At 53.8% G+C, this 24,816-nt stretch carries 21 protein-coding genes; 7 read left to right on the top strand and 14 right to left on the bottom strand.

Translation table 11 applies throughout. From position 1 onward, the window contains the following. Positions 1-225 precede the first annotated feature (225 nt). The 6 genes from ACY1JZ_RS06190 to ACY1JZ_RS06165 all read right to left on the bottom strand — a co-directional run bounded on the left by ACY1JZ_RS06190 (position 226) and on the right by ACY1JZ_RS06165 (position 5,269). Complete coding sequence (locus ACY1JZ_RS06190; protein ID WP_462628511.1) at positions 226-921, bottom strand: queuosine precursor transporter; 696 nt, start codon at positions 919-921, stop codon at positions 226-228. 360 nt (positions 922-1,281) lie between these two features. Then, positions 1,282-1,830, bottom strand: coding sequence for a glutathione peroxidase (locus ACY1JZ_RS06185; RefSeq protein WP_270166556.1), 549 nt, complete (start codon positions 1,828-1,830; stop codon positions 1,282-1,284). 267 nt (positions 1,831-2,097) lie between these two features. Then, a complete protein-coding gene (locus ACY1JZ_RS06180; RefSeq protein ID WP_462628510.1) occupies positions 2,098-2,496 on the bottom strand; it encodes a hypothetical protein in 399 nt (132 codons plus the stop codon). Between the two features lie 171 nt (positions 2,497-2,667). Next, positions 2,668-3,462: a delta-lactam-biosynthetic de-N-acetylase gene (gene pdaA, locus ACY1JZ_RS06175; RefSeq protein WP_462628509.1), complete on the bottom strand. Its 795-nt coding sequence runs from the start codon at positions 3,460-3,462 to the stop codon at positions 2,668-2,670. A gap of 93 nt (positions 3,463-3,555) precedes the next feature. After that, the gene (locus tag ACY1JZ_RS06170; protein WP_462628508.1) at positions 3,556-4,254 is read right to left on the bottom strand and encodes a Na-translocating system protein MpsC family protein; all 699 of its coding nucleotides are present in this window, start codon (positions 4,252-4,254) and stop codon (positions 3,556-3,558) included. 88 nt (positions 4,255-4,342) lie between these two features. Beyond that, entirely contained in the window at positions 4,343-5,269 is a 927-nt protein-coding gene (locus ACY1JZ_RS06165; protein ID WP_270166559.1) for an ATP-binding protein, read from the bottom strand. Between the two features lie 378 nt (positions 5,270-5,647). Here ACY1JZ_RS06165 and add point away from each other — a divergent pair, with 378 nt between their 5' ends. Continuing rightward, the gene (add, locus tag ACY1JZ_RS06160) at positions 5,648-6,700 is read left to right on the top strand and encodes an adenosine deaminase (RefSeq protein WP_462628507.1); all 1,053 of its coding nucleotides are present in this window, start codon (positions 5,648-5,650) and stop codon (positions 6,698-6,700) included. A 149-nt stretch (positions 6,701-6,849) separates the two neighbouring features. On the opposite strand, the gene ACY1JZ_RS06155 is transcribed toward add, so the two are convergent. After that, positions 6,850-7,029 carry a hypothetical protein gene (locus ACY1JZ_RS06155; RefSeq protein WP_462628506.1) on the bottom strand — a complete coding sequence of 60 codons (180 nt, stop codon included), beginning with the start codon at positions 7,027-7,029 and terminating at the stop codon, positions 6,850-6,852. 259 nt (positions 7,030-7,288) lie between these two features. On the opposite strand from ACY1JZ_RS06155, the gene ACY1JZ_RS06150 reads away from it, so the two are divergent. Continuing rightward, positions 7,289-7,441 (top strand): DUF1540 domain-containing protein, encoded by a 153-nt coding sequence (locus ACY1JZ_RS06150; RefSeq protein WP_270166562.1) that lies wholly within the window; start codon positions 7,289-7,291, stop codon positions 7,439-7,441. Positions 7,442-7,586: 145 nt separating this feature from the next. On the opposite strand, the gene ACY1JZ_RS06145 is transcribed toward ACY1JZ_RS06150, so the two are convergent. The 7 genes from ACY1JZ_RS06145 to ACY1JZ_RS06115 all read right to left on the bottom strand — a co-directional run bounded on the left by ACY1JZ_RS06145 (position 7,587) and on the right by ACY1JZ_RS06115 (position 17,242). Continuing rightward, positions 7,587-8,699, bottom strand: coding sequence for a nitric oxide synthase oxygenase (locus tag ACY1JZ_RS06145; protein WP_462628505.1), 1,113 nt, complete (start codon positions 8,697-8,699; stop codon positions 7,587-7,589). Positions 8,700-8,822: 123 nt separating this feature from the next. Further along, a complete protein-coding gene (locus ACY1JZ_RS06140; RefSeq protein ID WP_462628504.1) occupies positions 8,823-10,919 on the bottom strand; it encodes a PAS domain-containing protein in 2,097 nt (698 codons plus the stop codon). Between the two features lie 259 nt (positions 10,920-11,178). Next, a complete protein-coding gene (locus tag ACY1JZ_RS06135) occupies positions 11,179-12,372 on the bottom strand; it encodes a M14 family zinc carboxypeptidase (protein WP_462628503.1) in 1,194 nt (397 codons plus the stop codon). A gap of 85 nt (positions 12,373-12,457) precedes the next feature. After that, positions 12,458-13,282: an MBL fold metallo-hydrolase gene (locus ACY1JZ_RS06130; protein ID WP_462628502.1), complete on the bottom strand. Its 825-nt coding sequence runs from the start codon at positions 13,280-13,282 to the stop codon at positions 12,458-12,460. A gap of 41 nt (positions 13,283-13,323) precedes the next feature. After that, on the bottom strand, positions 13,324-15,495 hold the full coding sequence (locus ACY1JZ_RS06125) for a PAS domain-containing protein (protein WP_462628501.1): 2,172 nt from the start codon (positions 15,493-15,495) through the stop codon (positions 13,324-13,326). A gap of 129 nt (positions 15,496-15,624) precedes the next feature. Continuing rightward, complete coding sequence (locus ACY1JZ_RS06120; RefSeq protein ID WP_462628500.1) at positions 15,625-16,749, bottom strand: response regulator; 1,125 nt, start codon at positions 16,747-16,749, stop codon at positions 15,625-15,627. Beyond that, positions 16,727-17,242 (bottom strand): helix-turn-helix transcriptional regulator, encoded by a 516-nt coding sequence (locus ACY1JZ_RS06115; RefSeq protein ID WP_270166570.1) that lies wholly within the window; start codon positions 17,240-17,242, stop codon positions 16,727-16,729. Before ACY1JZ_RS06115 ends, ACY1JZ_RS06120 begins: the two co-directional genes overlap by 23 nt. Positions 17,243-17,617: 375 nt before the next feature. Here ACY1JZ_RS06115 and ACY1JZ_RS06110 point away from each other — a divergent pair, with 375 nt between their 5' ends. From ACY1JZ_RS06110 to ACY1JZ_RS06090, 5 genes are all read left to right on the top strand, one after another. Beyond that, positions 17,618-19,390, top strand: a complete 1,773-nt coding sequence (locus ACY1JZ_RS06110) for a stalk domain-containing protein (RefSeq protein WP_462628499.1) — start codon at positions 17,618-17,620, stop codon at positions 19,388-19,390. A gap of 70 nt (positions 19,391-19,460) precedes the next feature. Further along, complete coding sequence (locus ACY1JZ_RS06105) at positions 19,461-20,162, top strand: response regulator transcription factor (protein ID WP_270172690.1); 702 nt, start codon at positions 19,461-19,463, stop codon at positions 20,160-20,162. Between the two features lie 14 nt (positions 20,163-20,176). Beyond that, positions 20,177-21,658 (top strand): sensor histidine kinase, encoded by a 1,482-nt coding sequence (locus tag ACY1JZ_RS06100; RefSeq protein ID WP_462628498.1) that lies wholly within the window; start codon positions 20,177-20,179, stop codon positions 21,656-21,658. A 136-nt stretch (positions 21,659-21,794) separates the two neighbouring features. Next, positions 21,795-22,946 (top strand): polysaccharide deacetylase family protein, encoded by a 1,152-nt coding sequence (locus ACY1JZ_RS06095; RefSeq protein WP_462628497.1) that lies wholly within the window; start codon positions 21,795-21,797, stop codon positions 22,944-22,946. 193 nt (positions 22,947-23,139) lie between these two features. Further along, entirely contained in the window at positions 23,140-24,744 is a 1,605-nt protein-coding gene (locus tag ACY1JZ_RS06090; RefSeq protein ID WP_462628496.1) for a histidine kinase N-terminal 7TM domain-containing diguanylate cyclase, read from the top strand. Positions 24,745-24,816: the final 72 nt, after the last annotated feature.

Raw genomic sequence — 24,816 nt, 5'->3', positions numbered from 1 at the left:
ATTCTTCCGTTGTTTCTGAGCATCAAGCGCAGATGATTTCGCCGTCCATGACAGGCTAGGCTTCGTAACACACGAAAAACCTTCCCCAAGACAGGAGAAGGCTCGAATTCCCATAGATCGGCTCAGCAGCAGCGGAGCATGAATCCGCATAGTCGGCCAAGCTCAGGCACACTCGCTGCATGAACGCCTCCCGCATGAGCCCTACCGAGAGGACTACCAGGCAGATTAGACCGTGCTCTGATGATCATCTGGATGATGGTAGCGTCTGGAGATGTAGAGCACCGGAGTCGAGGCAACGGAGATGACAAATTTGAATAGATACGTAGTGAAGAGAATTTGCAGCCACACCACGAAGCTGTACTGACCCACAAAGGCGATCGTACAGAACACCAGAGAATCTACCAGTTGGCTAAGTGTAGTGCTGCCGTTCATCCGTATCCACAGTTGGCTTCGTGCTGGAAACCTCTGCCTCAGATAGCTGAACAGTCTCACATCCAGCAGTTGGCTGATAAAATACGCCGCCAGGCTTGCCAGTGCCAGCCGCGGCAGCATGCCGAAGATTGTCTGCAACGACTCCTGCGCCAGATCGCCCGGCTGCGGGGTAAATACGAGCGCCATCTGCATCATAATCGTCGACGCAATCAGCGTGAAGAAGCCGAACCAGACCGCCTTGCGCGCCGCTTGTGGCCCATACTTTTCATTCAGCAGATCGGTCGCCATGTAGATCGACGCATAGATGGTATTGCCGAGCGTCGTAATGACGCCTGCGACCTCAATCGTTTTTACCACCTGAATATTAGCAATGACAGTAGCAAAAGCCACCCAGGCATACAGTCCGCTCTTGCCGAACAGCCTGTAGCTTACGGTGAATAAGGTAAAGTTGACGAGTACAAACAAGATGCCCCAAGTTAGATTAAACATGGATGTCTCCCTTTAGTTTTGATAACGCGGGATGGTTGCGAACCGCGAATACAGCCAAAACACCCTGACTCCCATCAAGCTGGAAGCAGGGCATCCGCCATATTGAATGGCATTACTTTACTACAGATTGTGAAGGCGTGCAACTTCGCTCTCCCAGGCAGCAGTGCATACGACAACCCCAATAAGTGCTAGAGCCTGTCTTCAAACCAGCTCAAGGACACCCCTCGGCGCTTTTCGCCCCATGCCCGTGCAGTGTTGCTCTTCTTGACATACTCCTGATATGCCTGCGAGAAAGCTCCTCACGCTTGCGATCACAGCATTAGCCTACTAACAGCCTGCCCAGGCGTCAGCAGGCCTATGCTACAATACGTTCTCAATACTGTCCCTGATTGCATCAACTGAGGCAACAGGCTCGAAGCGCTGAATGACACGCCCTTCCCGGTCAATCAGAAATTTCGTGAAATTCCATTTGATCGCATCTCCGTGCAGCCAGTGTGGAGCCTTGTCCGCCACCATCAGCTTCAGCAGCTTGCCGTTCATATTCGATTCATCAAATCCGCCGAATGGCCCTGATTTCTTCAGGAAATCATATAACGGATGCGCCTGCTCGCCGTTGACGTCGAGCTTGGAGAACATAGGGAATTGCACGCCGTAGTTAATCTGACAGAACGACTCGGCTTCCTGACTGCTGCCCGGCTCCTGCTCGGCGAATTGATTGCATGGGAAACCGATCACCTGCAGGCCCCGCTCTTTATATTGATCGTACAGCTTTTGCATATCGTCGAATTGCGGCGTATATTTGCATTTGCTGGCCGTATTGACGATGAGCACCGGTTGGCCTTCATAATGATATAGAGGAAATCGCTCTCCGTTTGTCTTTGTTACAGTAAAATCATAGATCGTCGCCATCGTCATGGCACCTCGCATTCTATTGGAGTAGAGCCGTTAGCCCTCCGCATCCGAACACCGCCAATGACCTCGCAGATAATCAATTTTAGTCGCTGGCAGCAGGGCGGCAGAGGCCGTTGGCTTCTATTATACATTAACAGCTTTCTCACTGTCCTGGCTATTATGACGCTGCCCTGTCTGAACAGAGCGGCCCTATCGCATCGCAACGACACTGAGCCTAAGTAGCGAAGCGAAGCCGGTTGAGCCGATTGCCCTGTCCGCTTCAGCTTAGCCGTTTCTACTTCTCTGTCCTGATCGTTCATTGCCAGAGGCACGGGTTCGCTTCGCCTCACCCCGCTCACGGAACACCTGCCGCAGACCACGCGAGTAGAGGAGCCACAGCCCCGCCGCGGCATAGCTTACCAGGATGACCAATGTTGCGACCGGATAGGGCAGATTCATCGCTATAACGCCGGTCAACCCTAATCCTCCAACTGCCGCACTCACCAGCAACAGCACACTCAGCACAAGCCTCGCCCAGTTATGGCCTTGTCGAAGCAGGATGAGCAGCGCACCATATATGAAGAAGGTGACTACCTGACCTGAGATGAACATGGCCACCGTCTGATACGTCATTAATAGCACTGCCAAGCTGCGCAATATCAGCTTCTCTCTTCGTTGCAGCATCGAATGAGCCCTCCTAACGAGACGAGCGTACTTCATCTATATCCCATTATCTATATCCCATTATAGTGGAGTTCGTCCCATTACGCACGATGACAGGCAGCTTACATGCATACAAAGAGCCCTCAGCTCTACACACGGTAGCGGCCGAGGGCTCCCTGATTGTATTACGTATTACGGCAGTTCGTACAGTTGCTTGTGTCCCAACTCGTCCAGACTGCGGAACTGATAGCCCTGGGCACGGGCAGCATCGATAATATCGCTAAGCGCCTCTGCGTTATCCTTGGAGACAGAGTGCAGGAGCATAACAGCGCCCGGATGTAGTTGACTCATCACATTATCATAGGCATAGCGCTTGCCGCGCTGCTGCTTCGTGTCCCAATCCTTGTAGGCTACCGACCAGAACACATTGGTATAGCCCATCTCATGACTGACCTTGAGCGAGTGCTCGCTGAAGATGCCCCGCGGCGGGCGCAGATAGTCCATTCGAGACTGCCCTGTCACTTTGGCTACAGCATCCTTCACCTTATTCAGCTCTTCCTTAATCTGCTGAGTAGAGATCTGTGTCATATCCGGGTGGCTCCAGGAGTGGTTGCCTATAATATGACCCTCAGCCGCCATCCGCTTGAGCAGCTCCGGCTGGTCGTTCACGTAATGACCGGTAACAAAAAAGGCAGCCGGCACCTTCTTGTGCTTCAGCACATCCAGAATCTGACCTGTATACCCATTCTCATAACCATTATCAAAGGTGAGGTACAACGACTTATCCGCTGCCCGTCCAAGAAATACACCACCATGTCGTTCAAGCAGCTCCTTGAACCCTTCCTCATCGATCGAAGCCGGACTGCCGCCACGACTCTTCTTGAAGCCGAAATGATAGGGCTGGGCAGCCGCCAGCGCTCCCGGTGCCAGTGCCAATGCCAGAATGATGAGCAGACATATCGCAGCACGACCGCGTTGATTGAACATTGAACTTCACCCCTTGCACATTCGTTACAAGGTAGTATGCCAAGTTCGCCCGTATCTCATCCGGCTATGGCGCGCTTGGTGCAGACGACAGGATTAACGGTTGCCGGTGACCAGCAGGATGGCACTCTTGTCCTGCTCATAGTTCCAGTCTACAAAGCAATCCTGAACGCGCTTGTTCAGGATGAAGTCAAAATTACTGTTATGTAAAAGACGTTCTTTCTCCATGCTCTTCTTGATTCTCTTGAGCAGCTCGCCCTGCCCGTGACGAATCAGTTCCTTCTCCACCCCAAGCAAAATCCCCTGACGAATGACCACCAGTATCCGCGGGTTAAGCTCGAAGCTGATGATCGTATCAGGCGCTCGTTCATTACTGTGGCTAATCTGCCTAAGCTCCCGCTCCAGCTCGAGTTGACCGGTATAGCTCGTCTCCAGAGGCGGAATGCCGGGTATCGGCTGCCTGAAGAGCCCCAGCAGCATCATCGTCCGTTCTTTCACATTCCAGTCATAATAGATTTCTTCCAGCCGATTCTCGGTTAGGTTTTCCACATAATCGGCTATCTCCGGAACCATCGTCTCCATCAGCCTGTCGCGCATATCATGAATAATTGCCTCATGTCCCTGCTCTAGCAAGACGCGCTCCGTGGGAGTAATAAAATTGCGCAGGTAGATCGCCATCACATTGCCCCCTAATGACACGAACACGGATTCTGGCCCCTTACCGAAAAAATCACGAAGCAGCTTGCCGGTATAGCTGGCAATTAGTTGCTGATGTTGGTTAATTTGTTGACTCATAGGATTTGACTCGTCCATGGTCTATGTATAGCAGATTCCCCATTACACAGGCCACCAGTTCGAGCTTGTGACAAGTCCTGTTATCCCCCTATCTCAGAAAAATCGGCAATTTCACGGTTACTGTTGTACCGCCGTTTCCGTTATTGTGAAAATCAAGCTTCCCGTTGTGCTCCGCAACGATACGATGGCTTATCATCAATCCCAGTCCCGTTCCTTGCGCCTTCGTTGTAAAAAACGGCTCGCCCAGCCGCCCAAGCAGCTCCGTACCAATCCCGACACCCTGATCAGTGATCTGTACCGCCGCCCACTTATCGGACGAGGTCAATGTAATATTAATTTCGCCTCCTTTATCCATAGACTCGATTGCATTTTTGATCAAATTTATAAACACCTGCTTCAGCTTATTCTCTTCCCCGTGAACGATCATGTCCTCCTGATCGCACTCCGCAGGCAGGATGCGCAGCTCGACGTTATAGAGGTTGGCCTGGGCGTGAAGAAGCAGAGCAACGTTTTGTAGGAGCGAATATAAGCGCACCTTCTCCAAAGCCGAGGGTTTGGGCACAGCCAGCTCCAGCAGCTCGCTGACAATGCCGTTGATGCGGTCAATCTCGGTCAGCATCAGATCGGTATACTGAGGATTTTTCGTTCGTCCAAGCTGAATGAAGCCCTTCAGGCTGGTAAGCGGATTCCTAATCTCATGCGCAATACCGGCCGCCAGCGTCCCGGCCAGCGTGAGCTTCTCTGTCTCCTCCAGACGACCCTGCAGTTGTTTATTATTCTCACGGACGCTGCTCTGCTCAGCAATCGTATGCTCCTTCAGATACAGCAGCTTGTTACATCTGATGTGATAGACGATTCCGCCTGTGACCAGCCCGGACGCAAACAGAAATCCCCAGAGCCCAATTACTAGCGAGCTGCCCAGAATATACAAGATGACCTGGTTGACCAGTACAATAATGACTCCTAGACATATGACCAGCGACATAGGGAGTTGAAACATTTTCCTATGAAACATCCCCTTCAAACCCCCAGCTTTTGAAAAAAATGTAATAAATAAAAAAGCCTAACTGCTCACTAAGAGTAGTTAGGCCATGCAGTGACTTGGATTCGCGTTGAATCTTTCACTCATTTACCCGTAATACATCGTTAAGGTTCATTCTAAACAGGTTTGCTATTCTATGTACGATAGGAATTAGAAGAACCAGCAGCAAGATGGTATTGAATAACTGTATATCAATTCGCATATATCCGCTCCCAGTCGACCCCATTATATCACAAGGACTTGCACAAAAAAAGCTATTTGACGCTTGATAACAAAAGATTGCTTTACAGCATTTGACTTTTGACGAACACCTCGTTATGTTGTGTATATTAGAGCAAAGGAGCCGATATGATGATTCATCCGATTCCAATCGACAAGCTGCGGCTGATGCCCAAAACCGAGCTGCATCTGCATCTGGATGGCTGCGTTCGCCCGGCCACGCTGATCGAGCTGGCACAGAGTCAGCACTATGCCTTGCCCGTGCAAGACGCTGCTCAGCTATTGCCCTATATGCAGGTCGGTGAGCACTGCGGCAGTCTGAAGGAGTACTTAGAGAAGTTCGATTTCGTGTTGCCGCTGCTGCAGACAGCGGAGGCACTGGAGAGAGTGGCCTACGAGGCCGTGGCGCATTGCGCGGAGCAGGGCTGTCTCTATGCAGAGATTCGCTTTGCCCCACAGCTTCACACCATGCAAGGGCTGACGCTTGTCGAGACCATCCGCTGTGTACTCCGCGGCCTGACGCAGGCACAGGCCGACCATGACATCCAGGCGCAAGCGATCATTATATGCATGCGCCATCATAGCGAGGCGCTTAATCTGGCTGTTGTCGAAGCCGCCGCCCTGCTTGCCGGGCAAGGCGTCGCAGCCGTTGATCTGGCAGGCGATGAGGCTTCCTATCCGCCGCGGCTGTTCCGCCGGGTATTCGCCCGCGCTCGCGAGCTGGGACTTCCGGCCACAATCCACGCCGGCGAGGCCGCCGGTACGGATAGCATCCGCGAGGCACTCGATGGGCTGGGTGCTGTCCGTATAGGCCATGGCATCCGGTTGAAGGAATCTCCAGAGCTAGTCGCCGAGGTACAGTCACGCCGTGTGCCGCTTGAGATGTGTCCGACGAGCAATATTCAGACGAAGGCTGTGCCAGGCTGGGAGGCTTATCCCATCCGCGAGTATGTCGACAGAGGACTTCTGGTGACGGTCAATACCGACAATCCCACGGTATCCAACACGACCCTCACTTCGGAATATGCCGAGCTGAATCGCCGCTTCGGATTCTCCTGGGACGAACTGAAGCAGATCGCGCTGAACGGCGCCGCAGCCGCATGGCTGCCTGAGGCGGATAAGCAGGCGCTGAGAACAGCCATGCTGGAGAGATTCAGCAAGCTGGAACAGGAAATGAATCCATAGGCATATACGGGTTGAAATGCAGCAGGCTCCTTCGCGATACGCGAAGGAGCCTGCTGTTGCTATATCAATATGCAGCCCCGGTAGCTGCCCCAGTATATAGCGCAGCATCTGCCCAGACAGTCACCTTCATGCTGCCTTGGTGCTTCCTGCTAGGAATCCTTGTTATGGACATACTCATTTGGGATATCCCCGTTGTTTTGGGGGTTATTATTTTTATATTGGCTTTTGCGACCGTTGCGGAATTCCCCGCCATGCACCTCGGATGTACGCTGACCGTTGTTGTCGCTGTTCTCATTTCGGTTGCGGTTGTAGTTCACATTGCGGCTCATCATGCAGCCCTCCCTTCTGATGCTGTAGTGTCTAACGGGAGAGCAGGAATTATACCTCGCACGCCATGCCCCGGCAACTTAGATGAGGCGTCTGGGAGCTTCCTGGCAACGATGCGACAGCATCTGTGCCTAGATGCATCGCAGCCCTATGCGGTTGCAGGGCAAAGTAATGCCGGGCCGTATTGCACAATTTTGCTGCGCACACGTATAACAAAGCCCGATGTTTACCCATCCTAATAGGGAGAGAGGAGGTGAAACCATGGCACAAGATGTATTGTGTGAAGTAAACTCCTGTAAATATTGGAGCAACGGCAACAAATGCAGCGCGTCCTCCATCTATGTCGTAAGCCGCGGGCAGCATGCCCGCAACTCGGAGGAAACCGACTGCAAAACCTTCGAACCCAAGCTGTAGTCTATCAAGCAACCCCATATCAGATTCCACGAAGACAGCGGCCTCGGCAGGGCCGCTGTCTTCGTGCTGCCGCTGCTGGTTACAGTATTTCCAATAATGATAATTATTATCACTTTTTATCTTCCGCTTGATTCTCCAGGTGAGTTCAATCCACTCCGTAGGGCTTTTCCTGATATTCAAATCCCGGGCTATGCTCCTGATCGTGGTAGGCTGAATGGAAGATATGTGTGGTAGCTGGCGATAGCGGCGGAATCAGCCATGACCAGCGTCCCGTGACCTCCCGTCCACTCTCTGCCTCCCGCTCCTCGAAGCGTTGAAACTGCGTAGCGGCAGTGTGGTGATCGACGATCGTTACACCATGCTTCTTGTAGGAATCCAGCACCGCGGCATTCAGCTCCACCAGTGCGCGATCCTTCCACAGGGTCGAGGCATGTGAGGTGGGGTCAAGCCCCATCGCCCTGGCTACGGCGGGAAGCATGTTGTAGCGGCTCGTGTCCGCCAGATTGCGCGCCCCAATCTCGGTGCCCATGTACCATCCATTGAACGGTGCCGCGGTATATGAGATGCCTCCGATCTCCAGCCGCATATCCGATACGATCGGCACGCCGTACCACTGTAACCCCAGCTTATTGAATGCCGCCAGTTGCGGATGGCGGATCGGCACCTCCAGCACATCCTCCCTGTGTAGCGGGAACCACTGCGGCCTCTCCTCGCCGATCTGAATAACGAGTGGGAGCAGATCGTAGGCCGTCCCGGCTCCCCGCCAGCCCAGGGACTGGCAAACCTCGGTAAATCGCACGGACGCCGGATCGCCCAGCACCCCTTCACCCGTCTCATAGCCAGCATAACGGATAAGCTGATGATTCCAGATGCGGACATCGCCGCCCTGCTCCAGCCCGGATGCCTTGAACACGGTAATCGCCGGGCGGATACGACCGCCATTGGTTGCCCAGCGGATGTGATGCTGCAGAGCGTCAGCAATCTGCCGGGCATCGGTCAGCGCCCGCGCGTCGATTACATGCAGCGTCTCCCAGAACAGCCGACCGATGCAGCGATTGCTGCCTCGCCACGCCATCCGCGCGCCATGCTCCAGCTCCTCCACTGTATGCGTATAGGCCCCTGTCTCCTCGATTGCCTCGCGAATGGCAGCCAGCCGTTCCTCTGTCTCCTCATCCGTCTTCCCCAGCTCGCGGTAGCAGCGATGGATAAACTCGCTTGCCTTCGCATATCGCTCCTGTTCCTGTTCCTGTATGTTCATGGTGTTCCCCTCAGTTCAATAAGTACCCTTATTATAGCTTAGCTACAAAGCCGATGCCAATCCACAGCCCGAAGCTGACAAGACACAAACGACACGCTTTCGTTGTATCAGCCTGAGGGTAGGCTACAGCAGAGCGGGCAGCCGGATCGATACCGTCGTCCCGACATTTTCCACGCTGGAGATGTGCATGCAGCCCTTGTGCCCTTCAATAATGTTGAAGCTTACCATCATGCCAAGCCCTGTGCCCTTCTCCTTGGTGGTGAAGAATGGCTCCCCTAGCCGCTGCAGCTTGTCCGATGGAATGCCGCAGCCCTCGTCGCGAATGCTGATGCCGATCATATCATTATCGACCCGCTTCATGGAGACATGAATGATCCCGCCCCCTGGCATCGACTCAATCGCATTTTTGAGCAGATTGATGAAGACCTGCTTGAGCTGATTCTCAACACACTGGATCAACGGCAGCGTATCCTCCACCTCAGTAATGATATGCACCTTGTTCAATATAGCCTGTGTATCGATTAATAGCAGAACATCATTCAAGATGTGCAGCAGGTTGCTGGGCTGGAAGTTAATGATCTTGGGCTTGGACAGCAGCAGCAGCTCGTTAATAATATGCTCGATCCGGTTGAACTCCGAGAGCATGATGGCAATATATTTCTCATTGCCTCCCTGCGCCTTCATCAGTTGCACGAATCCCTTGAGCGCTGTCAGCGGATTGCGGATCTCATGCGCGATCCCCGCCGCCAATTCGCCCACCGCTGAGAGCATCTCGGATTTGCGCAGCAGCTCCTCCGTCTTCTTATGCTCTGTAATGTCCTCCGACATCTTCAGATAATGGATGATTTCGCCGTCCTTGTTTTTGATCGGCTGTATGGAGCAGCTCTCCCAGTACCAGTCGGCATCCCCATGCTTGCGCCGGTTTTTCAAGTCGCCAGACCATTCCTTGCCGCTGGCAATGGCACGCATGATCTCGCTCACCTGGCTCGGGGAAGCGGTGTGGGCATTCAGATACTCTCTCAGGTTGCAGTGCAGCACTTCCTTCTCCGTTAGCCCCGTCTTCTTGGTAAAGGCCGGGTTCACGTATTCAATATAGCCCTCTACATCCATAATCATGACCATGCTTGGGCTCTGCTCAATCGCATACGACAGCTTCTCCAGCTCTGTGTTCGCCTGCTTGAGCTCTGTAATATCAACGAAGGTCAGCACTGCGCCATGCACCAGGTTGTCCATCGTCCGATAGGGCAAAATACGCATACTGTACCACCGTCCGCTCAGACTGCGTACCTCGCGTTCAATGGTTTTGTATGAGGACAGCACCAACTGAATATCCTCCAGCAGCGAATTATATTTTAATTGATGGGTAATGTGGTAGATCGGGCGACCAATATCGACTTGCATCAGGTGAAACAGCTTCGTTGCCGACGGCGTAAACCGACGAATATGCATCTCCGTATCCAGGAACAGCGTTCCGATTCGTGTGCTGACGAGGAAATTGTCCATATCATTGTTCAACTCGGTCAAGTCAAATAATTTGCGTTGCAGCTCCAGATTGACCAGCATCAATTCGTTATTGACCGTATGCAGCTCCTCGTTGCTGTTCTTCAGCTCATCATTAACCAGCACCAGCTCGTCATTCAGCTCCAGCAGCGCATTGTTGGAGGCCTCAAGCTTCTGAATCGTCTGCTTCAGATTGTCCTGCGTACATTCCAGCTCGCTCTCCAAGGCGCGAATATGCGTATAGACGCTGTCGTCGATCCCTGCGATTCCTGCAATACCCGCCGGTCCTTCCCCCGGAATTTCCTCGACGATAAAAATTACCATCAGCTCCATCTCTTTCTGAGCGGAGAACGGCTCCACCGCCAGATGCATCCGACCTCTCCCCGAATCATCCACCACATGAAAGTCGCGGCAGACGACCTTGCGATTCTCCTGGCGGGCTTGATGGAGCGCGGTACCGATAACCAGCGCTAGCTGCGATGACAGCATCTTGAACAGATTCAGGCTGATCTTGCCTTTGGGAATGGCAATATAACGCTCGATCGGGCCGGACGTATGTACAATATCGTTGAATTTATTCACCAGGATACAGGGCGGCAAAAACTCATTTATCAACGTGCTATACAGCTCCGTTTGTTTCATGCAAGCTGTATTCAACGAAGTTTCGTCCACGCTCCAATCCTGATTGGAGCATGCAGAAGCTATTGGATCTGCTGTCACCGCGGCACAACCTCCCTGCGCTATGGCTCTCCCTGCGCTATGACTTTTCCTCACCCATTTCTCCCCGCGCCTCGCAAATTCCTTCCCTGCGTCAAAAGCTCTATTGGTTCGACAAAGCTTGCCACGTTCTGCACAGCCATAAGCTGCGTCCCCACCTTCATCGCTTGCTCAGATGGACACCGGTTGTATTCTGATCCATGAACGAAAGCCGCCTCTCTGCAGCAGAGAAGCGGCTTGGAATCGGGCCTTCAGATTGATATTATGTGAAGTCGAGACTAACAAGGAAGATGCCCAGGCTCTCCTCAGCGATCGCATCCAGCTCGGAGAGCGGCAGCGGGTTGACCCCCTCTCCCAGCTCGATGGTGAAGCCTGGCCTGCGCCAATCCTGTATGAACCAATCCTTATACCCGGCGTAGCTGTCGATCGTCTCCACAGGTGTATAGCCGCTGACACGGGCAAATTCATTAGCCAGTGTCTCTGATTCCGGTGGCTGCAGCCCCTCAAAGCCCCAATAGATGACCCGCCCCTGTGTGTGGTAAGCCAGCACGCGCGCGTAATCGCTCTGCCTGGTCAGCTCCGCCAGTGCAATCGCCTCCGGCTCGGTCAGCGGCGCCGTACCCGGATAATCGCGCGGGGACGGCTGCTGGAGCTGACGCTCCGCTTCCCGCTCCCACAATGCCGGGAACTGGTCGTTCAGATCCACACCGCGGATGTTGGCCTTCCAGCCGGAGAAGTCATCGCTTCCGCCATTGATCTCCAGCACCTGCGAGCGCAGCGGCTCCTCGGCAGGCGGTCCGCTGATGACCAGCTCGACCCCGTCCGGGTTGACCATCGGCACAACCGTCAGCATCGTCTGAACATAACGCGGCTCCATCTTCAGCCCGCGCAGCTCGCCGCGATTAGTCAGAGCCAGCACATAGTCATTCAATTGACGCATCAGGACAGGGGAGGTAATCCATTCATTGGCGTGAATAGCCGCATTGATATGCACACGATTCACACCACGTCCGACGTCCACTGCCGAAATATTGCGTCCCTGCACCGAGCTGCCTATGTAGCGACGACGGATGAAGGGGTAGAGCTCCGTCAGACGGTTCAGATCCTCTGTCAGTACCGTGTAGGAATAGGGCCGATCGGTATCGATGATCCGCCACGTCACTCGAAGCGGCAATTGAATGCGCTGTCCTGCCTGTAGACGGGATGGCTGCACCTCTGGATTTAATGCATAGATGCTCTCCAGCTCCACTTGGCGGGCAGTGGCAATATCCCATAGCGTATCGCCCGCCTTGATGGTATACGCTACAGTCTGGTAGCCAGGGATGCGAACCTGTCCCCCGACTGCCAATGCAGATGGAGCCAGCCCAGGATTAGAGTCCTCGATGAGCTCCAGCGGCACTCGAAACCAGCGGCTGTAGCCCCATAACGTATCTCCTCGTCTGACCGTAATGTTCATATCGCCGCCCCCTCTAACTTATCGCTACTTCTACCTTATGGAGAGGAACGGTGAATGATGACTGTCAGCACACCTGCGGCAATCCTCAGCCGCGTCCTAGCTCACGTTCGATAAGCGAGCGATTGGCCCGGTGAAACTTGCTCATATTCCGCGGGAAGGGGCAATCCGCGATGAGGGCTTCGATGCCCGCGTCATCCCCGCGCAGGATTGCGGCTCGCAGCGCGGCAATATACGCCTGATCCTTCTGCTGCCTGTGCCGCATCTCCTCGCGGTCACAAGTCGGCTGCCCATGTCCGGGGATCAGCAGTCTCACCTCATGCTGCTGCATTAGGTCGTCCAGCTTGCCGATCGTTGATTCATACTGCCTACTATTATGATAGATATAAGGGAATTCGATGTCGGATAGATAATCCCCAGCCAACCACAGTCCCAGCGGCTCGACCAGCGTGAAGATGCCATCATCGTTGTGACCTGGAGCATGGTAGAAGGTGAGTGTCGTACCTCCGAGCTCAAGCTGCTGTCCTTCCTCAGTGACCACTTCATCCACCCGTGGGTAGCTCACCGGATAGGGCCTGCTAATATAGTAATCGTCATCAAAGGCATGAATCTGCTCCAGGATGCTCTGCTGCTGCGCCTCTCCCTTGAAGGCCAATGCTGCACTGGCAATAATCGTCGCCTCCGGGAAAGCCCCAGCACCCAATATATGGTCAAAATCTGAATGCGTCAGCACCATGTACAGCGGACGCTCGCCGCGTATTTCCAGCACATAGCGGCGTATCTCCTCTATCTCATGAGGCAGCCAGCTTGGATCGGAGACAAGCACGGCATCCTCCGTCACCACGACAGTGGAGATCGTCTGATACAGCGCGCTCCTGAAGACCGCCACGCCCTCCTTCTCCCACAATAGCATAGGTGATTCTCCTTCCCATCCACTAAGGTGACGTCTGCTTTCTACTGCAGCGGCAATTTCACCTTCACTGTCGTTCCATGGTCAACCTGGCTATAGTACCGAATCGACCCATGATGCTCGTCTATAATATTGAAGCTGACCAGCATGCCCAGTCCCGTTCCTTTATCCTTGGTTGTGTAGAATGGCTCGCCTACTCGCTCCAGTTGTGCAGGATGCATCCCCTTGCCCTCATCGGCGAACAGGATGCACAGACTCCCATCCTCCAGGCGAAGCTTGATCCTCAGATGGCCACCGCCAGTCATTGATTCAATCCCGTTCTTGATGACATTGACAAATACCTGCTTCAACTGGTTCGCTTCACAGTAGAGCATCGGCAAGTCGCTCTCCATATCCAGGTCAATCATCACATTAGCCAGATTTGCCTGGGTGCTCAGCAGCTCCACAACCTCCTGAATAATATGGCTGAGATGGTTCATCTTGTATTGTGGCGTCTGTGGCTTGGCCAGCAGCAGGAGCTCACCCAGAATCAGCTCGATACGGTCAAACTCGCTCTGCATAATGTTGAAATAACGCACGCGCGTCTCATTCTCCGCACGCAGCAGCAGCTTGGCGAAGCCCTTCAACGCCGTCAATGGATTGCGGATCTCATGCGCTATTCCCGCAGCCAGTTGGCCTGCCGCCGACAGCTTCTCCGATTTCCTGAGCAGCTCCTCGGCCTGCTTCTTCTCGCTAATATTTTGCACCATACCGAACAGACAGAGTGGTTCTCCTGCCTCATCATAGATCAGAGAGCCGATCGTATGAAGCTGAATGACCTTGCCATCCGGCAATATCATGCGCAACACGGTATCGTATGTATCTCCATGAATACAGTGCTGAATCGCTTGCTTGACCTGACCGACATCGTCAGGATGAACCCGCTCATAGAACCCCTCCACGGTTCCGTCGAAGTCCCCCGGAACGATCTCCAGCATCGTATACAGCTCCTTGGACCAGAAGACTTGGTTCAACTGGAGATTATAGTCAAAGTACCCCAGTCCCCCCATCTGCTGGGACAGCTTCAGATTTTCCGTGATGCGCCTGATCTCCAGCTCTCGTTGACGATGCTCGCTAATATCTTGCAGCAAGCCGACCACATGAATACGTCCGCCTGACCGCTGCACGACTTCGCCTTGTATACGCACATTCCGAAAGCCGCCTTCGGGTCGCAGCATGCGCAGCTCATAATTATAGCGGTAGCCTGGAGGCTGCTGGTGGGTATGGACGATATTATGGCTATAGCGCTCCCGGTCATCAGGATGGATATAGCATAGAAGCATGTCTGATGTGAGTGGAAGCCTGCAGGCTAGCTCGGCAGCCGTCCCCAGTATCTCCTCCACCTCGGGAGAGATATAGATATACTGACCATCTCTATCCCGTTCCCAGCCACCGAATCGGCCAAGCTTCTGCGTAATCTCGAAGCGTTCCTCCAACTCCTTACGCTCAGTCACTTCCCGGCTTATACACAAATATACATAGCGATCCGCATGCTCTTGGTCGCTGATCTGCTTCACCGTGGTCTCAAACCAGTAGTAGGTGCCATTGGCATGCAGCATTCGGTAGGTGAGAAGCACCTCGTTATTTCTGATCGCCTCGCCAGACAGCGCATTACCGACAGCCTGCACATCATCGACATGAATATAATCGGCAGCGCGCTTGCCAACCAATTCGTAAGGGCGGTACCCTAACAGCTTGTATATAGAGGGCGAGACATAGCTGAACCTGCCCTCCGGGTCCTTATAGCTGATGACATCCATCGCATGCTGCGGCACCATCTCGACCAGATGCCGTACATCACCCCCGGTTTTGCTCGGCTGAACCGTATTCAAGTTATGGAACACCAGCAACAGTCCTTCGGAGGAAGGGTAGACACTGACCTTCAGCCATAAGGCAAGCGGCGGATAGTAATCCTGGAATGTGTAGCTCTCCTGGATATCATGTGGCGCAGGGTATTGGCGGAACAGCCGATAATTGAGCGCCTCCGGGAACTGCTCCACCATATCCTGGCCGATCAGAGCGTCCGCAGCTCTAGACAACCTTCGCGTCACCACGTCATTCACATACAGGATACGCCACTGCTTATTCACAGCGATACAGCCGTCCTGCATCCCATTGAACAGAACATTCAATGCCTCAGACGAGTGTAAGCTGAAGTCCATCTGTGATGAGTCCAAACCCAATCCCCCTCGTACCATGATCTATGATCCTGTATTCGCCACTATGGATATGTCGTCTGGGCCGCCGAAGGTGTATTCGGTTAGCGGCTCGTTCTCCTGACCTTCCGGCTGGGCCAGCACCAGTCGCTAGCTGGACAACCCCTCCATACAGTCCCGGTAGCGCTGCTCGGTCTGCTGAGAGGGACGGATGCCCAGATCGATACTGAGCACCCGCTCGAATGTCTCATAGTGCCGACGCAGTGCAGCGGTATTACGCAGCTTGGCATAGCAAGTCAAGGTCAGGCGGCAGATTTCCTCCGAATACGGTTCTCTGGCTTGTAGCGCTTCCAATAATCCTACTGCCCTCTCCTCACGCCCCTGCTCCAGATCGTAGCGAACAATAGCCAATGCAGCATTTAAGTATTTCTGCAGAAGCTCGCGCCGCCTGGACTCCGCCCATGCATAATCATGCTCAGCAAGATAATCGCCCCGATATAGCTGCAGCGCCTCTGCAATCTGCTTCCGCTGGTGGTCGTTCTCCACCCCGTTCCCCTGCAGCGTCGATTCGAAGCGATCCACATCACTGACCAGCACCTCGGCAGACAATCGATAGCTGTCCGAGCCATATTCGACGGTGGCAGGCAGCTTCATGTCCTTGAGCAGCTTGCGAATCTGGTAGACCGATGTATGGAGATTGCTTACTGCGCGCTCCTGCTCGAAATCCGACCAGAGCTCCTCCATAATCTGCTCTTTGGGTATCCAGCGATTCTTATAATGCACCAGCAGGGCGAACAGCTCCTGCGTCTTGCTCGTCCTCCAGCGCATCTTGCCCTCACCGCTTAGCTCGATCCGTTGGAAGCACTGAACAGCGATGCTCTCTCCCTTCTCTTGCTCGCCAGGCTCCTCAGCATGACCCAGGTATTTCTCAATACGGTTCAGTGTCTTGGCGAAGCGCGCTGGAGACACCGGCTTCAGCAGATAGTCTATGGCCTGCAATTCGAACGCCTCTAGTGCGTAATCGGAGTATGCTGTGATGTAGACGATATGTACATTGCGGTCGATTTCCCTAATCTTCTCCGCCGCCTCAAGGCCAGTGATACCAGGCATGCCAATATCGAGGAACACTATATCTGCTTGCTTTGCGGACAACTGGGCTAGGCCTTCCTTCGCAGAGGTGTGCTTCCCGATAATCTGACAGCGGCCATCCTCCAGCAGCAGCCGCTCCAACTGCAACAGAGCCAGTTCTTCATCATCGATTAGAATGGCCTTCATCCTTCATTCCCCCCAGCAAGACTAGTTCGGCCAGGCCGGCGGTCGGCTCATCATGCACAGCTCCCGCCAGGCGAGTGTGTTCCATCCGAATCGCTGTCTGTATGCCCATGGCGGTCATGACTGCCTCCAGCTTGCCGACAGTAGCCCCATAGTATTCGTTACGTTCATCCCTGGATACCTGGGACTCGGAAACCCCCAGCCTCGCGGCCAGCTCTGCCTGGCTCATATGGATAAAGATTCGGTACGCGATGAGGTGGCGGCCAAGCTCGGTCAACCTCTGCAACGGTGGAAAGACGCCACGCTTGATCTCCTCATAATAGCGGATGTCCATGGCGAGCTCCTCGCAGACACGATTGAGCGGCTCCAGCTTCTCAGCGGTCTGGCGCTCATCTATTCCAAGGAGCTGAAGCCGCCTGATTTCGGCAGCCCGCTCCGCTTCAACCTTTCGCAGCCTTTGCTGCGCCTTTTCGTAAGCTGTTCCATTCTTGATCACAATTGCAGCATACCTGAGACACATCCCGAGCCTTCGATGTTCATTAGAATCTCCCTTTCTATTCTATTAATATCTACTATTGTATGTAACATGTTTATATGTTAAGTTAACAAAATTGTTAAATTAATCATATAGCAGCGAGTCCATGTCGTCAATTTATGTTTGAGACAGCCTTGGAGATGGGTATGGAGATATGGCTATGTGCCAGAAGTCCAAATTTTTCATTTGGAACGCAACCTTCTCGATCCATTTGCGTTAATTATTCGGTACTACCAATTTCAAGATTGGAGTTACTATAATTTCAAATTTTCAGATGTTCAAATCTACGATAAACAACGATACGATTAAGGATAATTAAAAGGAGAGCTTGTCAACATGAGAAAAAGAATTCAGAAACAACTGGTAAAAGTAACGATCGGTTCGATGCTGCTGGCGACCCCGCTATCCGCCGCACAGGTGCTCGCCCAAGACACAACCACCCAGTTCCATACCCTCGTCCTGCAGCAGGACAGCACGACGGTAGAATATAATGGACAGCTATCGATTGCCGCCCAGCCTGTCACCTATGCCAAGGGCGCCAACTTCATTCCGCTGAGTACCGTCGCCAAGCTCTATGGCTATACCGTAACCTATGATGCTGCGACCAAGGAGTCGGTTGTGTCCAAGGATGATGTGGAGCTCCGATTCCTGGCAGGAACGACCCGCTATACACTCAATGGCGAGGAGCGCTTCGCAGCCAGCGAGCTGTTCACTCAGCAGGGCAGCATGATGGTGCCGATCCGCACCTGGTCGCAGATTACCGGCAGCCGCTTCGAGGTTTCGGGTACAACCTACGCTCTATCCTGGAGAACAGAAGCCAAGGCGCCTGAGGTGAAGCTGCCGCCGTTTGCCCAGTTCTCCACGAACAAATCCGTCTACAAGATGGGGGAGCCGATTGAATACTATAACGAGAGCTACGATGATAACGGCACGATCGTCAAAACAGAATGGGTAGGCAAGCAGCGCGCCTTCTTCCGTCCGGGATTCGTGAAGGTCACGTTGAATGTGACCAATAACCATGGCCTCACCAGCTCGTACACCCAGGAGCTTCGCATCACAGAGGAACAATTATATTCAGAGGACGAATTCAACCTGCTCTACACGCCGCCAGGCGACAAGCTCCCGTTCAGCGGATCCTCCGTGCTGCGCATGGAGAATGTGCCCTATACCATCGAGTCCTCGCCGATGCAGCTTATTCGCAGCAACAGCCCGGAATATTTCCTGGAAGAGGGCATCGCCTATCAGGACAGCCTGGCAGGCACGTTCCGCATCAATATCCATAACGGCAATCGGTCGGGCAAGGCGCTGACGATCTATATGGTTGCGACCAATAACCAGAGCTATCCGGTGGCTTATAATATCAATGCCTTTGGCAAGGGCGGCCCAACAAACTATGTCTCCACCAGCGGTAAAAATGCGGTTGCCCGCTTCCTGGACGACTTGGCTCATGGCAAACCACGCGAGCAGGTTATTCTGCAGCCAGGCGAATCGGTTATCGTGCTGCCCGATGTAGCCGATACACCGCTGAAGCCAAACCTCATCATGACCTCCTATACGGAGATCCATACAACGGATGAACTGCAGTTCACCGTGGCGGCTGTCGATGCGCAGGCGCATCCGAATCAGTCCATCTTCGAGCTGCTCCCCGAGCTGAAGAAGCTTGATCGCGATGGACGCCATGTGCGCGGAACCTTCCAGGATGCTGACCGTTCGCTGATTATCAATGAATCGCTTGGCTATAAACCGCAGCGCATCGCGATCGGAGACCAGAAGGTCGATTCGTTCCTGGTCGGCATGGACAGCATGCTGGGTGTGCAAGAGACGAACAAGGGCAATACCGGAGTACGCTATAATATCCAGGTGCGTGTGGCTCCTAACACGCTCATCGGGCTGAATGCGCGCGGCGGACACTATGCAGGGGCATTGCTCGTCAATGACCAGGTCGTGCAGATGGTGGAGAAGAGCATCCTCAAGGACCCCAATGAGATGGGCGTCCTGTACCGGACCGGCAATACGGAGGAGCTCGTGACCCTGACGCTGATCGTCGCGTCCGGCAGCAATCTGCCACTTAGTCTGCTGTTTGTTCCCATTAACAGCTCTGCCCAATAATGTGGTAAAATAGAGGGAGTCTCTGCACCGTTCTCTTGGATGCAGGGAAAGCATCGGTTGTAAGGAGGTCATCACTATAGAGACCATACTACTGGTTGATGACGAGAAGGAAATTATTAAATTAATGGAGATTTACTTCAACAATGAAGGATACAAGCTGCTCAAGGCCTCCGATGGGTTGGAGGCTCTGGAGCTGCTCGAGCGACACCAGGTCGATCTGATTATTCTCGATGTCATGATGCCGCGCATGGACGGCCTGGAGGCCTGCATGAAGATTCGTGAGCAACAGAATATGCCGATCATTATGCTCTCCGCGAAAAGTCAGGACATCGACAAGATCGCCGGACTCAGCATTGGCGCTGATGATTATGTGTCCAAGCCCTTCAATCCTCTGGTGCTGATGGCGCGGGTCAAATCCCAGCTACGTCGCTACAAGCGGCTGAATACACCTGCGGCTGTCGATGATCAGAGCGTCATCGAGATTGATGACCTGGTCATCCATATTGCCAATCATACCGTCACGGTCGACCAGGAGCCCGTCAAGCTGACACCTCGCGAGTTTGCCATCCTGAAGCTGCTCGCAACCAATCTCGACAAGGTGCTCAGCATGGATCGAATCTACCAGGAGGTATGGAACGAGCCCTTCATGGAATCCAAAAATACGGTCATGGTGCATATTCGCAAGCTACGTGAAAAAATTGAAAAACAGCCGCAATCCCCCCGCTATATTAAGACGGTATGGGGCATTGGCTACAAGATGGAATCATCATGAGGAGGAGAGCGTCCATGAGTGACACGCCCATCCGTAGATATTTCATGCTCATTCTAACCTTTCTGCTCAGCTTCGTCGGCACTGTCGGCCTGATGGGACTGGGCGCATTGGCCGTGGCCTATGCGCTGCAGACCTCTGCACTGCATGGGCTGGCTGCCTCGCTCATCAATTCGGTCGGCTCGGCTGTCACCTTCATCATCGTCGGCACGCTCCTCTATATTGTATTGTTCGTATGGATAAGCACCAGGCTTGTATTTAAGCGTAAACCCGACCTGCCTGTCTCCTCCTCCGCCGGCTGGGCGCTGTCGCTGAGGTGGAAGCTGCTCGTGCATATTGCTCTCTCCTGCGCTGCCGTGGCAGCCTTTTTATTTGTCGGTTATTTGCTGTCTACAGCACTGCTGACGATTCGGCCGCTCAGCTATCCGCTGGAGTGGCTGATTAATTGGATCGGCTCCGTCCCGCTGATGATCGTCACTGGAATAGCCGTCTTTCTCGTCTCCTTCGTTATCCTGACCAATGAGCTCATGGACCATCTGGAGAAGCTCGGCCGTGGCCTGCAGGAGATTAGCGCCGGTCATCTCGACCATAGAGTGGACATCGGAACGCGCGATGAAGCCGGCTGGCTGGCCGAGCAGATGAACGGCATGGCGGAGCAGCTCAGCGAGCAGATTCACGAGATTACGCAGGGCTTGAAGCAGATGGAGCAGGGGCAGTTCGACGCGCTCATACCTGAAGGAGCAGGCGACTTCGGCCTGATCGCTGCAAGCATTAACCGGATGGCTCGCAAGCTCGACCAGCTCATCAGAGATGAGCGGCTGGCAGAGCAGACCAAGCATGATCTGATTACCGGGGTATCCCATGATCTGCGGACACCGCTCACCTCCATTCTTGGCTTCCTGGAGCTGATCGAGAAGGATCGTTATCAAGATGAGGTCGAGCTGAGGTACTACATCAATATTGCCTATGAGAAGGCGCTGACGCTGCAGCAACTGATCGATGATCTGTTCGAATATACCCGTGTAAACAACGGACTGCCGCTGCACAAGAGCCGGATCGACATGGTCGGGTTCATACAACAATTAGCGGATGAGTTCGTCCCGACCCTGGAGAAGCATAAGGCGGAGCTTCGTATTGAAGCCTCCGAGCCCGTTCTTGAGCTGGAGGCAGACGGCAGTCTGCTGGTGCGCAGCTACGAGAATCTGATCTCGAATGCTATCCGTTATGGAGGGGAAGACAAGTATGTGGATTTGAAGCTGTTCACCGCGGAGGGCCACCTCGTCATCCAGGTGATCAACTACGGGCCGCCGATCCCTGAACGGGACATTCCGCATTTATTTGACCGCTTCTACCGCGTGGAGCGCTCTCGCTCGAAGCAGACGGGAGGAACCGGGCTGGGGCTAGCGATCGCCAAGAGCATCGTGGAGGCGCATGGAGGAAGGATCGAGGTGCAGAGCAACCAGGAGCGAACCCTGTTCCAGACCAGCTACCCGCTGTAGATTATTATAATAATTTTAAGGATTTGGATACTGTTCTCTTAAACTTTATCGTTTATAATCATCTAAGATGACTGACAGGCAATCCAACTACACGACGTTATAGTTCCTAGTTTGGAAATAGAGGAGGAGATTTATGATGATAACACGTAGAAAGCCGTGGCTGGCTGTGCTCGCCCTGCTCATGATAGCATCCCTCATGCTGAGCGCATGCGGCGGCAAGGAAGAGGAGCTGACGCCTGACCCTTCGATTAAGATCGTTGTGAACGGCAAGGAATGGTCGAACACAGGGGCTGCGCTTAATGCCGATGGCAAGCTGATGGTGCCTTCCGATTTCCTGAAGAAGGCTGTGGAGGAGGGAGAAGACCCGCCTGCCGAGCATGTGGAGGGCACGGTCTACTACTCGAATCAGGTGGCAGTGCTCATGTATCATGACCTCACCGAGGGCGAGACGACTAAGGCCGCGCTGTCGGTCGATGCGTTCGCAGAGCAGATGGAACTGTTGAAAACCAACGGATTCCATGTCATCAGTATGAAGGAATATTCGGACTTCATCCTGAAGCAGCAGCCCGTGCCGGACAACGCGGTGCTGATTACCTTTGACGACGGTTATGAGAGCTTCTATAAGCTGGCATATCCAGTGCTCAAGGAGCACGGCTATCCCGCCACCAACTTCGTCATTGTCCGGTTCATCGATGAGCAGATCGGCGTGCCTAAGATGACCTGGGATCAGATGCGCGAGATGCAGAAGGACGGCATGACCTTCTATACTCATACCTATGATTCACACCTGTATGTCGAGGTAGACAAGAAGGGCAATACGAAGCCAGCGCTCACCGCGCAGAAATATTTGCCTGACGAGGACCGCAAGGAGACCAAGGAAGAAGCCAAGCAGCGGATTACCGCAGATCTGGCGCAGGCCGAGGAACGGCTGACAGCGGAGCTTGGCAATACGGATCGTATCATCGCTTTCCCTTACGGCGCCTTCAATGATACGGTGATGGAAGTGCTGAAGTCGCTAGACATCCACATTTCCTTCACGGTCAAGAAAGGCATCAATTCCAGTGCGGAAGCCAATGGTTTCCGCGTGAACGGAGCTGACGTCAAGGAGAATCCACAGATCGTCATTAATCATCTCAAGACGATCAGCGCAGCCTCCTATGGCGATGCGCAAGGCAACTCCTCTAGCAAGCTCGTGTCGCTGCGCGCCTATTGCGACAAGAATGGCATCAGCCTTGCCTGGGATGCCGCCAAGCGCCAAGCCGTACTCTCCTTCAGCAAGTCGGCATAACCGACTCGAACATGATGCCCTCCAGGCTCTAGCAAGCGCCTGGAGGGCTTTTTGACGCATTCACATCGCCCTAACTCTCGCCAGCCGCCATTGCAACTGGCCGTCCCGCTGCTTGTGATTTTATGTTACGATCACTATATCGACACAAAAGGTAGCCGAAGCTTACATCCTGCACTGATGGAGAGAGATAGATATGGACATCTATATTGCCAATTATATCGTGATCGTCTCGGTCGCAGGGGCATTGAATGTGCTGCTGGGATTGTATGCATGGTTCAAGAAAACCAGCTTTACCGGTATCCGCATCTTTTCCGCCATGTCCTTTGCCTCGTCGTTCTACATCTTCGGCTTCGCCATGGAGCTGGGAAGCGTATCCTTGGAGGAGATCAAGTTCTGGATTCAAGTGGAGTATATCGGGCTGCCGTTCATCTCCCCGCTCTGCATGATTATGGTCGGACATTTCGTAGGGGCAGAACGGTTCAGGAGCAAGCGACTGTTCGGGCTGCTGATGGTGATCCCCGTCCTATCGGTTCTGATGCTCTATACCAATGATGATCATCACCTGTTCTACCGAACCATTTATTTGCGCGGAGACATGGCCACCCCGCTCGCTGACATGGTATTTGGCGAATGGTATGTCATTCATGGCAGCTACACCTTTGCGTGCATTGTTGTATCTGGTTACCTCCTGATCCGCCGGCTGCGCAACATCGAATCCGCCTATCGCACGCAGATCATCGTCATGCTGGCTGGCGTCTTCCTGCCTATGATCGGGTCCTTCCTGTATCTGGTTAGTCTGACGCCTTACGGCATGGACCCTGTGCCGGTCATCATGTGCCTGACCTCGGGCATGTATGCCTGGGCGGTGTTGTCCAATGGCATGTTCACCATCACGCCGGTCGCCCGCGAGGTGATCTTCGAGAGCATGCGCGATGGTGTGCTTGTGCTCGATGAGCACAAGCGGCTGGTCGACTATAACTCCGCAGCAGCCTTGATGCTGCGAACTCTGGGGGCTGCCACTATCGGAACCCCGCTCAGCAGCCTTTGGTCTAGCCAGCCGGATGGCTCGGGCGCTGTTGATACCTTCGATGAAGCCAGAGAGGAACAGATACTACGGTGGCGAAGGGATGGCGCCATCTATACCTACGGCGTGCGCACCTCGCCGATCCTTCGCAAGGAGCAGCCGATCGGGCGCACCATTATTTTGACCGATGTCACCGAACGGACGGCGCTGGAGGAACAGTTGCGTTATATGGCGTCTATGGATGGTCTGACTCGAATCTATAATCGTTCCTATTTCATGCATGAGACCAAGGAAAAAATGGCAAGCGCCTCCTATACAGGCCGCTTCGTCTCCCTCATTCTGCTGGATATTGACTATTTCAAGCGGATCAACGATGGCTACGGACACGATATTGGGGATACCGCACTGGTGCATGTCGTCAATGTCTGCCGAGGGCATGTACCGGTGGACGGTATTTTGGGGCGCTATGGCGGGGAAGAATTTATGCTCTGCCTTTTTGGCTACAGTTTGTCGCAGTCAGGCGAGCTGGCTGAGCGCATTCGCCTCGATATAGCAGGCCATCCGCTTGAGCTCTCTGATGCCTCGCTTACGCTCTCCGCCAGCTTCGGCATCGCATCCGGCACCGCAGGTCAGATCACGCTGGAGGAATTGCTGCGACGGGCAGACCAGGCGCTGTATACCTCCAAGGCCGGAGGACGCAACTGCATCCATCTGGCAGCAGACGAGGGGAATATCCGGCTAGAGATGGGCCAGCGTGAATTGCTTGGGCCATAAGCGAAGCGCACGGTAGTACGGTAGCGTTGCGAGCCCGCAGGACGCAAGAGACCGTGCGCTTCGACGCAACAG

The organism is Paenibacillus sp. J5 (assembly GCF_054955055.1).
This window is presented reverse-complemented; position numbering and strand designations above follow the sequence as displayed.

What these genes read in the sequence shown, in the direction of transcription:
- ACY1JZ_RS06120 (WP_462628500.1), bottom strand. Translation starts at nt 16,749, where the DNA reads ATGAAGGCCATTCTAATCGATGATGAAGAACTGGCTCTGTTGCAGTTG.
- ACY1JZ_RS06165 (WP_270166559.1), bottom strand. Translation starts at nt 5,269, where the DNA reads ATGTTTCATAGGAAAATGTTTCAACTCCCTATGTCGCTGGTCATATGT.
- ACY1JZ_RS06090 (WP_462628496.1), top strand. Translation starts at nt 23,140, where the DNA reads ATGGACATCTATATTGCCAATTATATCGTGATCGTCTCGGTCGCAGGG.
- ACY1JZ_RS06155 (WP_462628506.1), bottom strand. Translation starts at nt 7,029, where the DNA reads ATGAGCCGCAATGTGAACTACAACCGCAACCGAAATGAGAACAGCGAC.
- ACY1JZ_RS06180 (WP_462628510.1), bottom strand. Translation starts at nt 2,496, where the DNA reads ATGCTGCAACGAAGAGAGAAGCTGATATTGCGCAGCTTGGCAGTGCTA.
- add (WP_462628507.1), top strand. Translation starts at nt 5,648, where the DNA reads ATGATTCATCCGATTCCAATCGACAAGCTGCGGCTGATGCCCAAAACC.
- ACY1JZ_RS06190 (WP_462628511.1), bottom strand. Translation starts at nt 921, where the DNA reads ATGTTTAATCTAACTTGGGGCATCTTGTTTGTACTCGTCAACTTTACC.
- ACY1JZ_RS06100 (WP_462628498.1), top strand. Translation starts at nt 20,177, where the DNA reads ATGAGTGACACGCCCATCCGTAGATATTTCATGCTCATTCTAACCTTT.
- ACY1JZ_RS06130 (WP_462628502.1), bottom strand. Translation starts at nt 13,282, where the DNA reads ATGCTATTGTGGGAGAAGGAGGGCGTGGCGGTCTTCAGGAGCGCGCTG.
- pdaA (WP_462628509.1), bottom strand. Translation starts at nt 3,462, where the DNA reads ATGTTCAATCAACGCGGTCGTGCTGCGATATGTCTGCTCATCATTCTG.
- ACY1JZ_RS06145 (WP_462628505.1), bottom strand. Translation starts at nt 8,699, where the DNA reads ATGAACATACAGGAACAGGAACAGGAGCGATATGCGAAGGCAAGCGAG.
- ACY1JZ_RS06185 (WP_270166556.1), bottom strand. Translation starts at nt 1,830, where the DNA reads ATGGCGACGATCTATGATTTTACTGTAACAAAGACAAACGGAGAGCGA.
- ACY1JZ_RS06135 (WP_462628503.1), bottom strand. Translation starts at nt 12,372, where the DNA reads ATGAACATTACGGTCAGACGAGGAGATACGTTATGGGGCTACAGCCGC.
- ACY1JZ_RS06095 (WP_462628497.1), top strand. Translation starts at nt 21,795, where the DNA reads ATGATAACACGTAGAAAGCCGTGGCTGGCTGTGCTCGCCCTGCTCATG.
- ACY1JZ_RS06150 (WP_270166562.1), top strand. Translation starts at nt 7,289, where the DNA reads ATGGCACAAGATGTATTGTGTGAAGTAAACTCCTGTAAATATTGGAGC.
- ACY1JZ_RS06110 (WP_462628499.1), top strand. Translation starts at nt 17,618, where the DNA reads ATGAGAAAAAGAATTCAGAAACAACTGGTAAAAGTAACGATCGGTTCG.
- ACY1JZ_RS06170 (WP_462628508.1), bottom strand. Translation starts at nt 4,254, where the DNA reads ATGAGTCAACAAATTAACCAACATCAGCAACTAATTGCCAGCTATACC.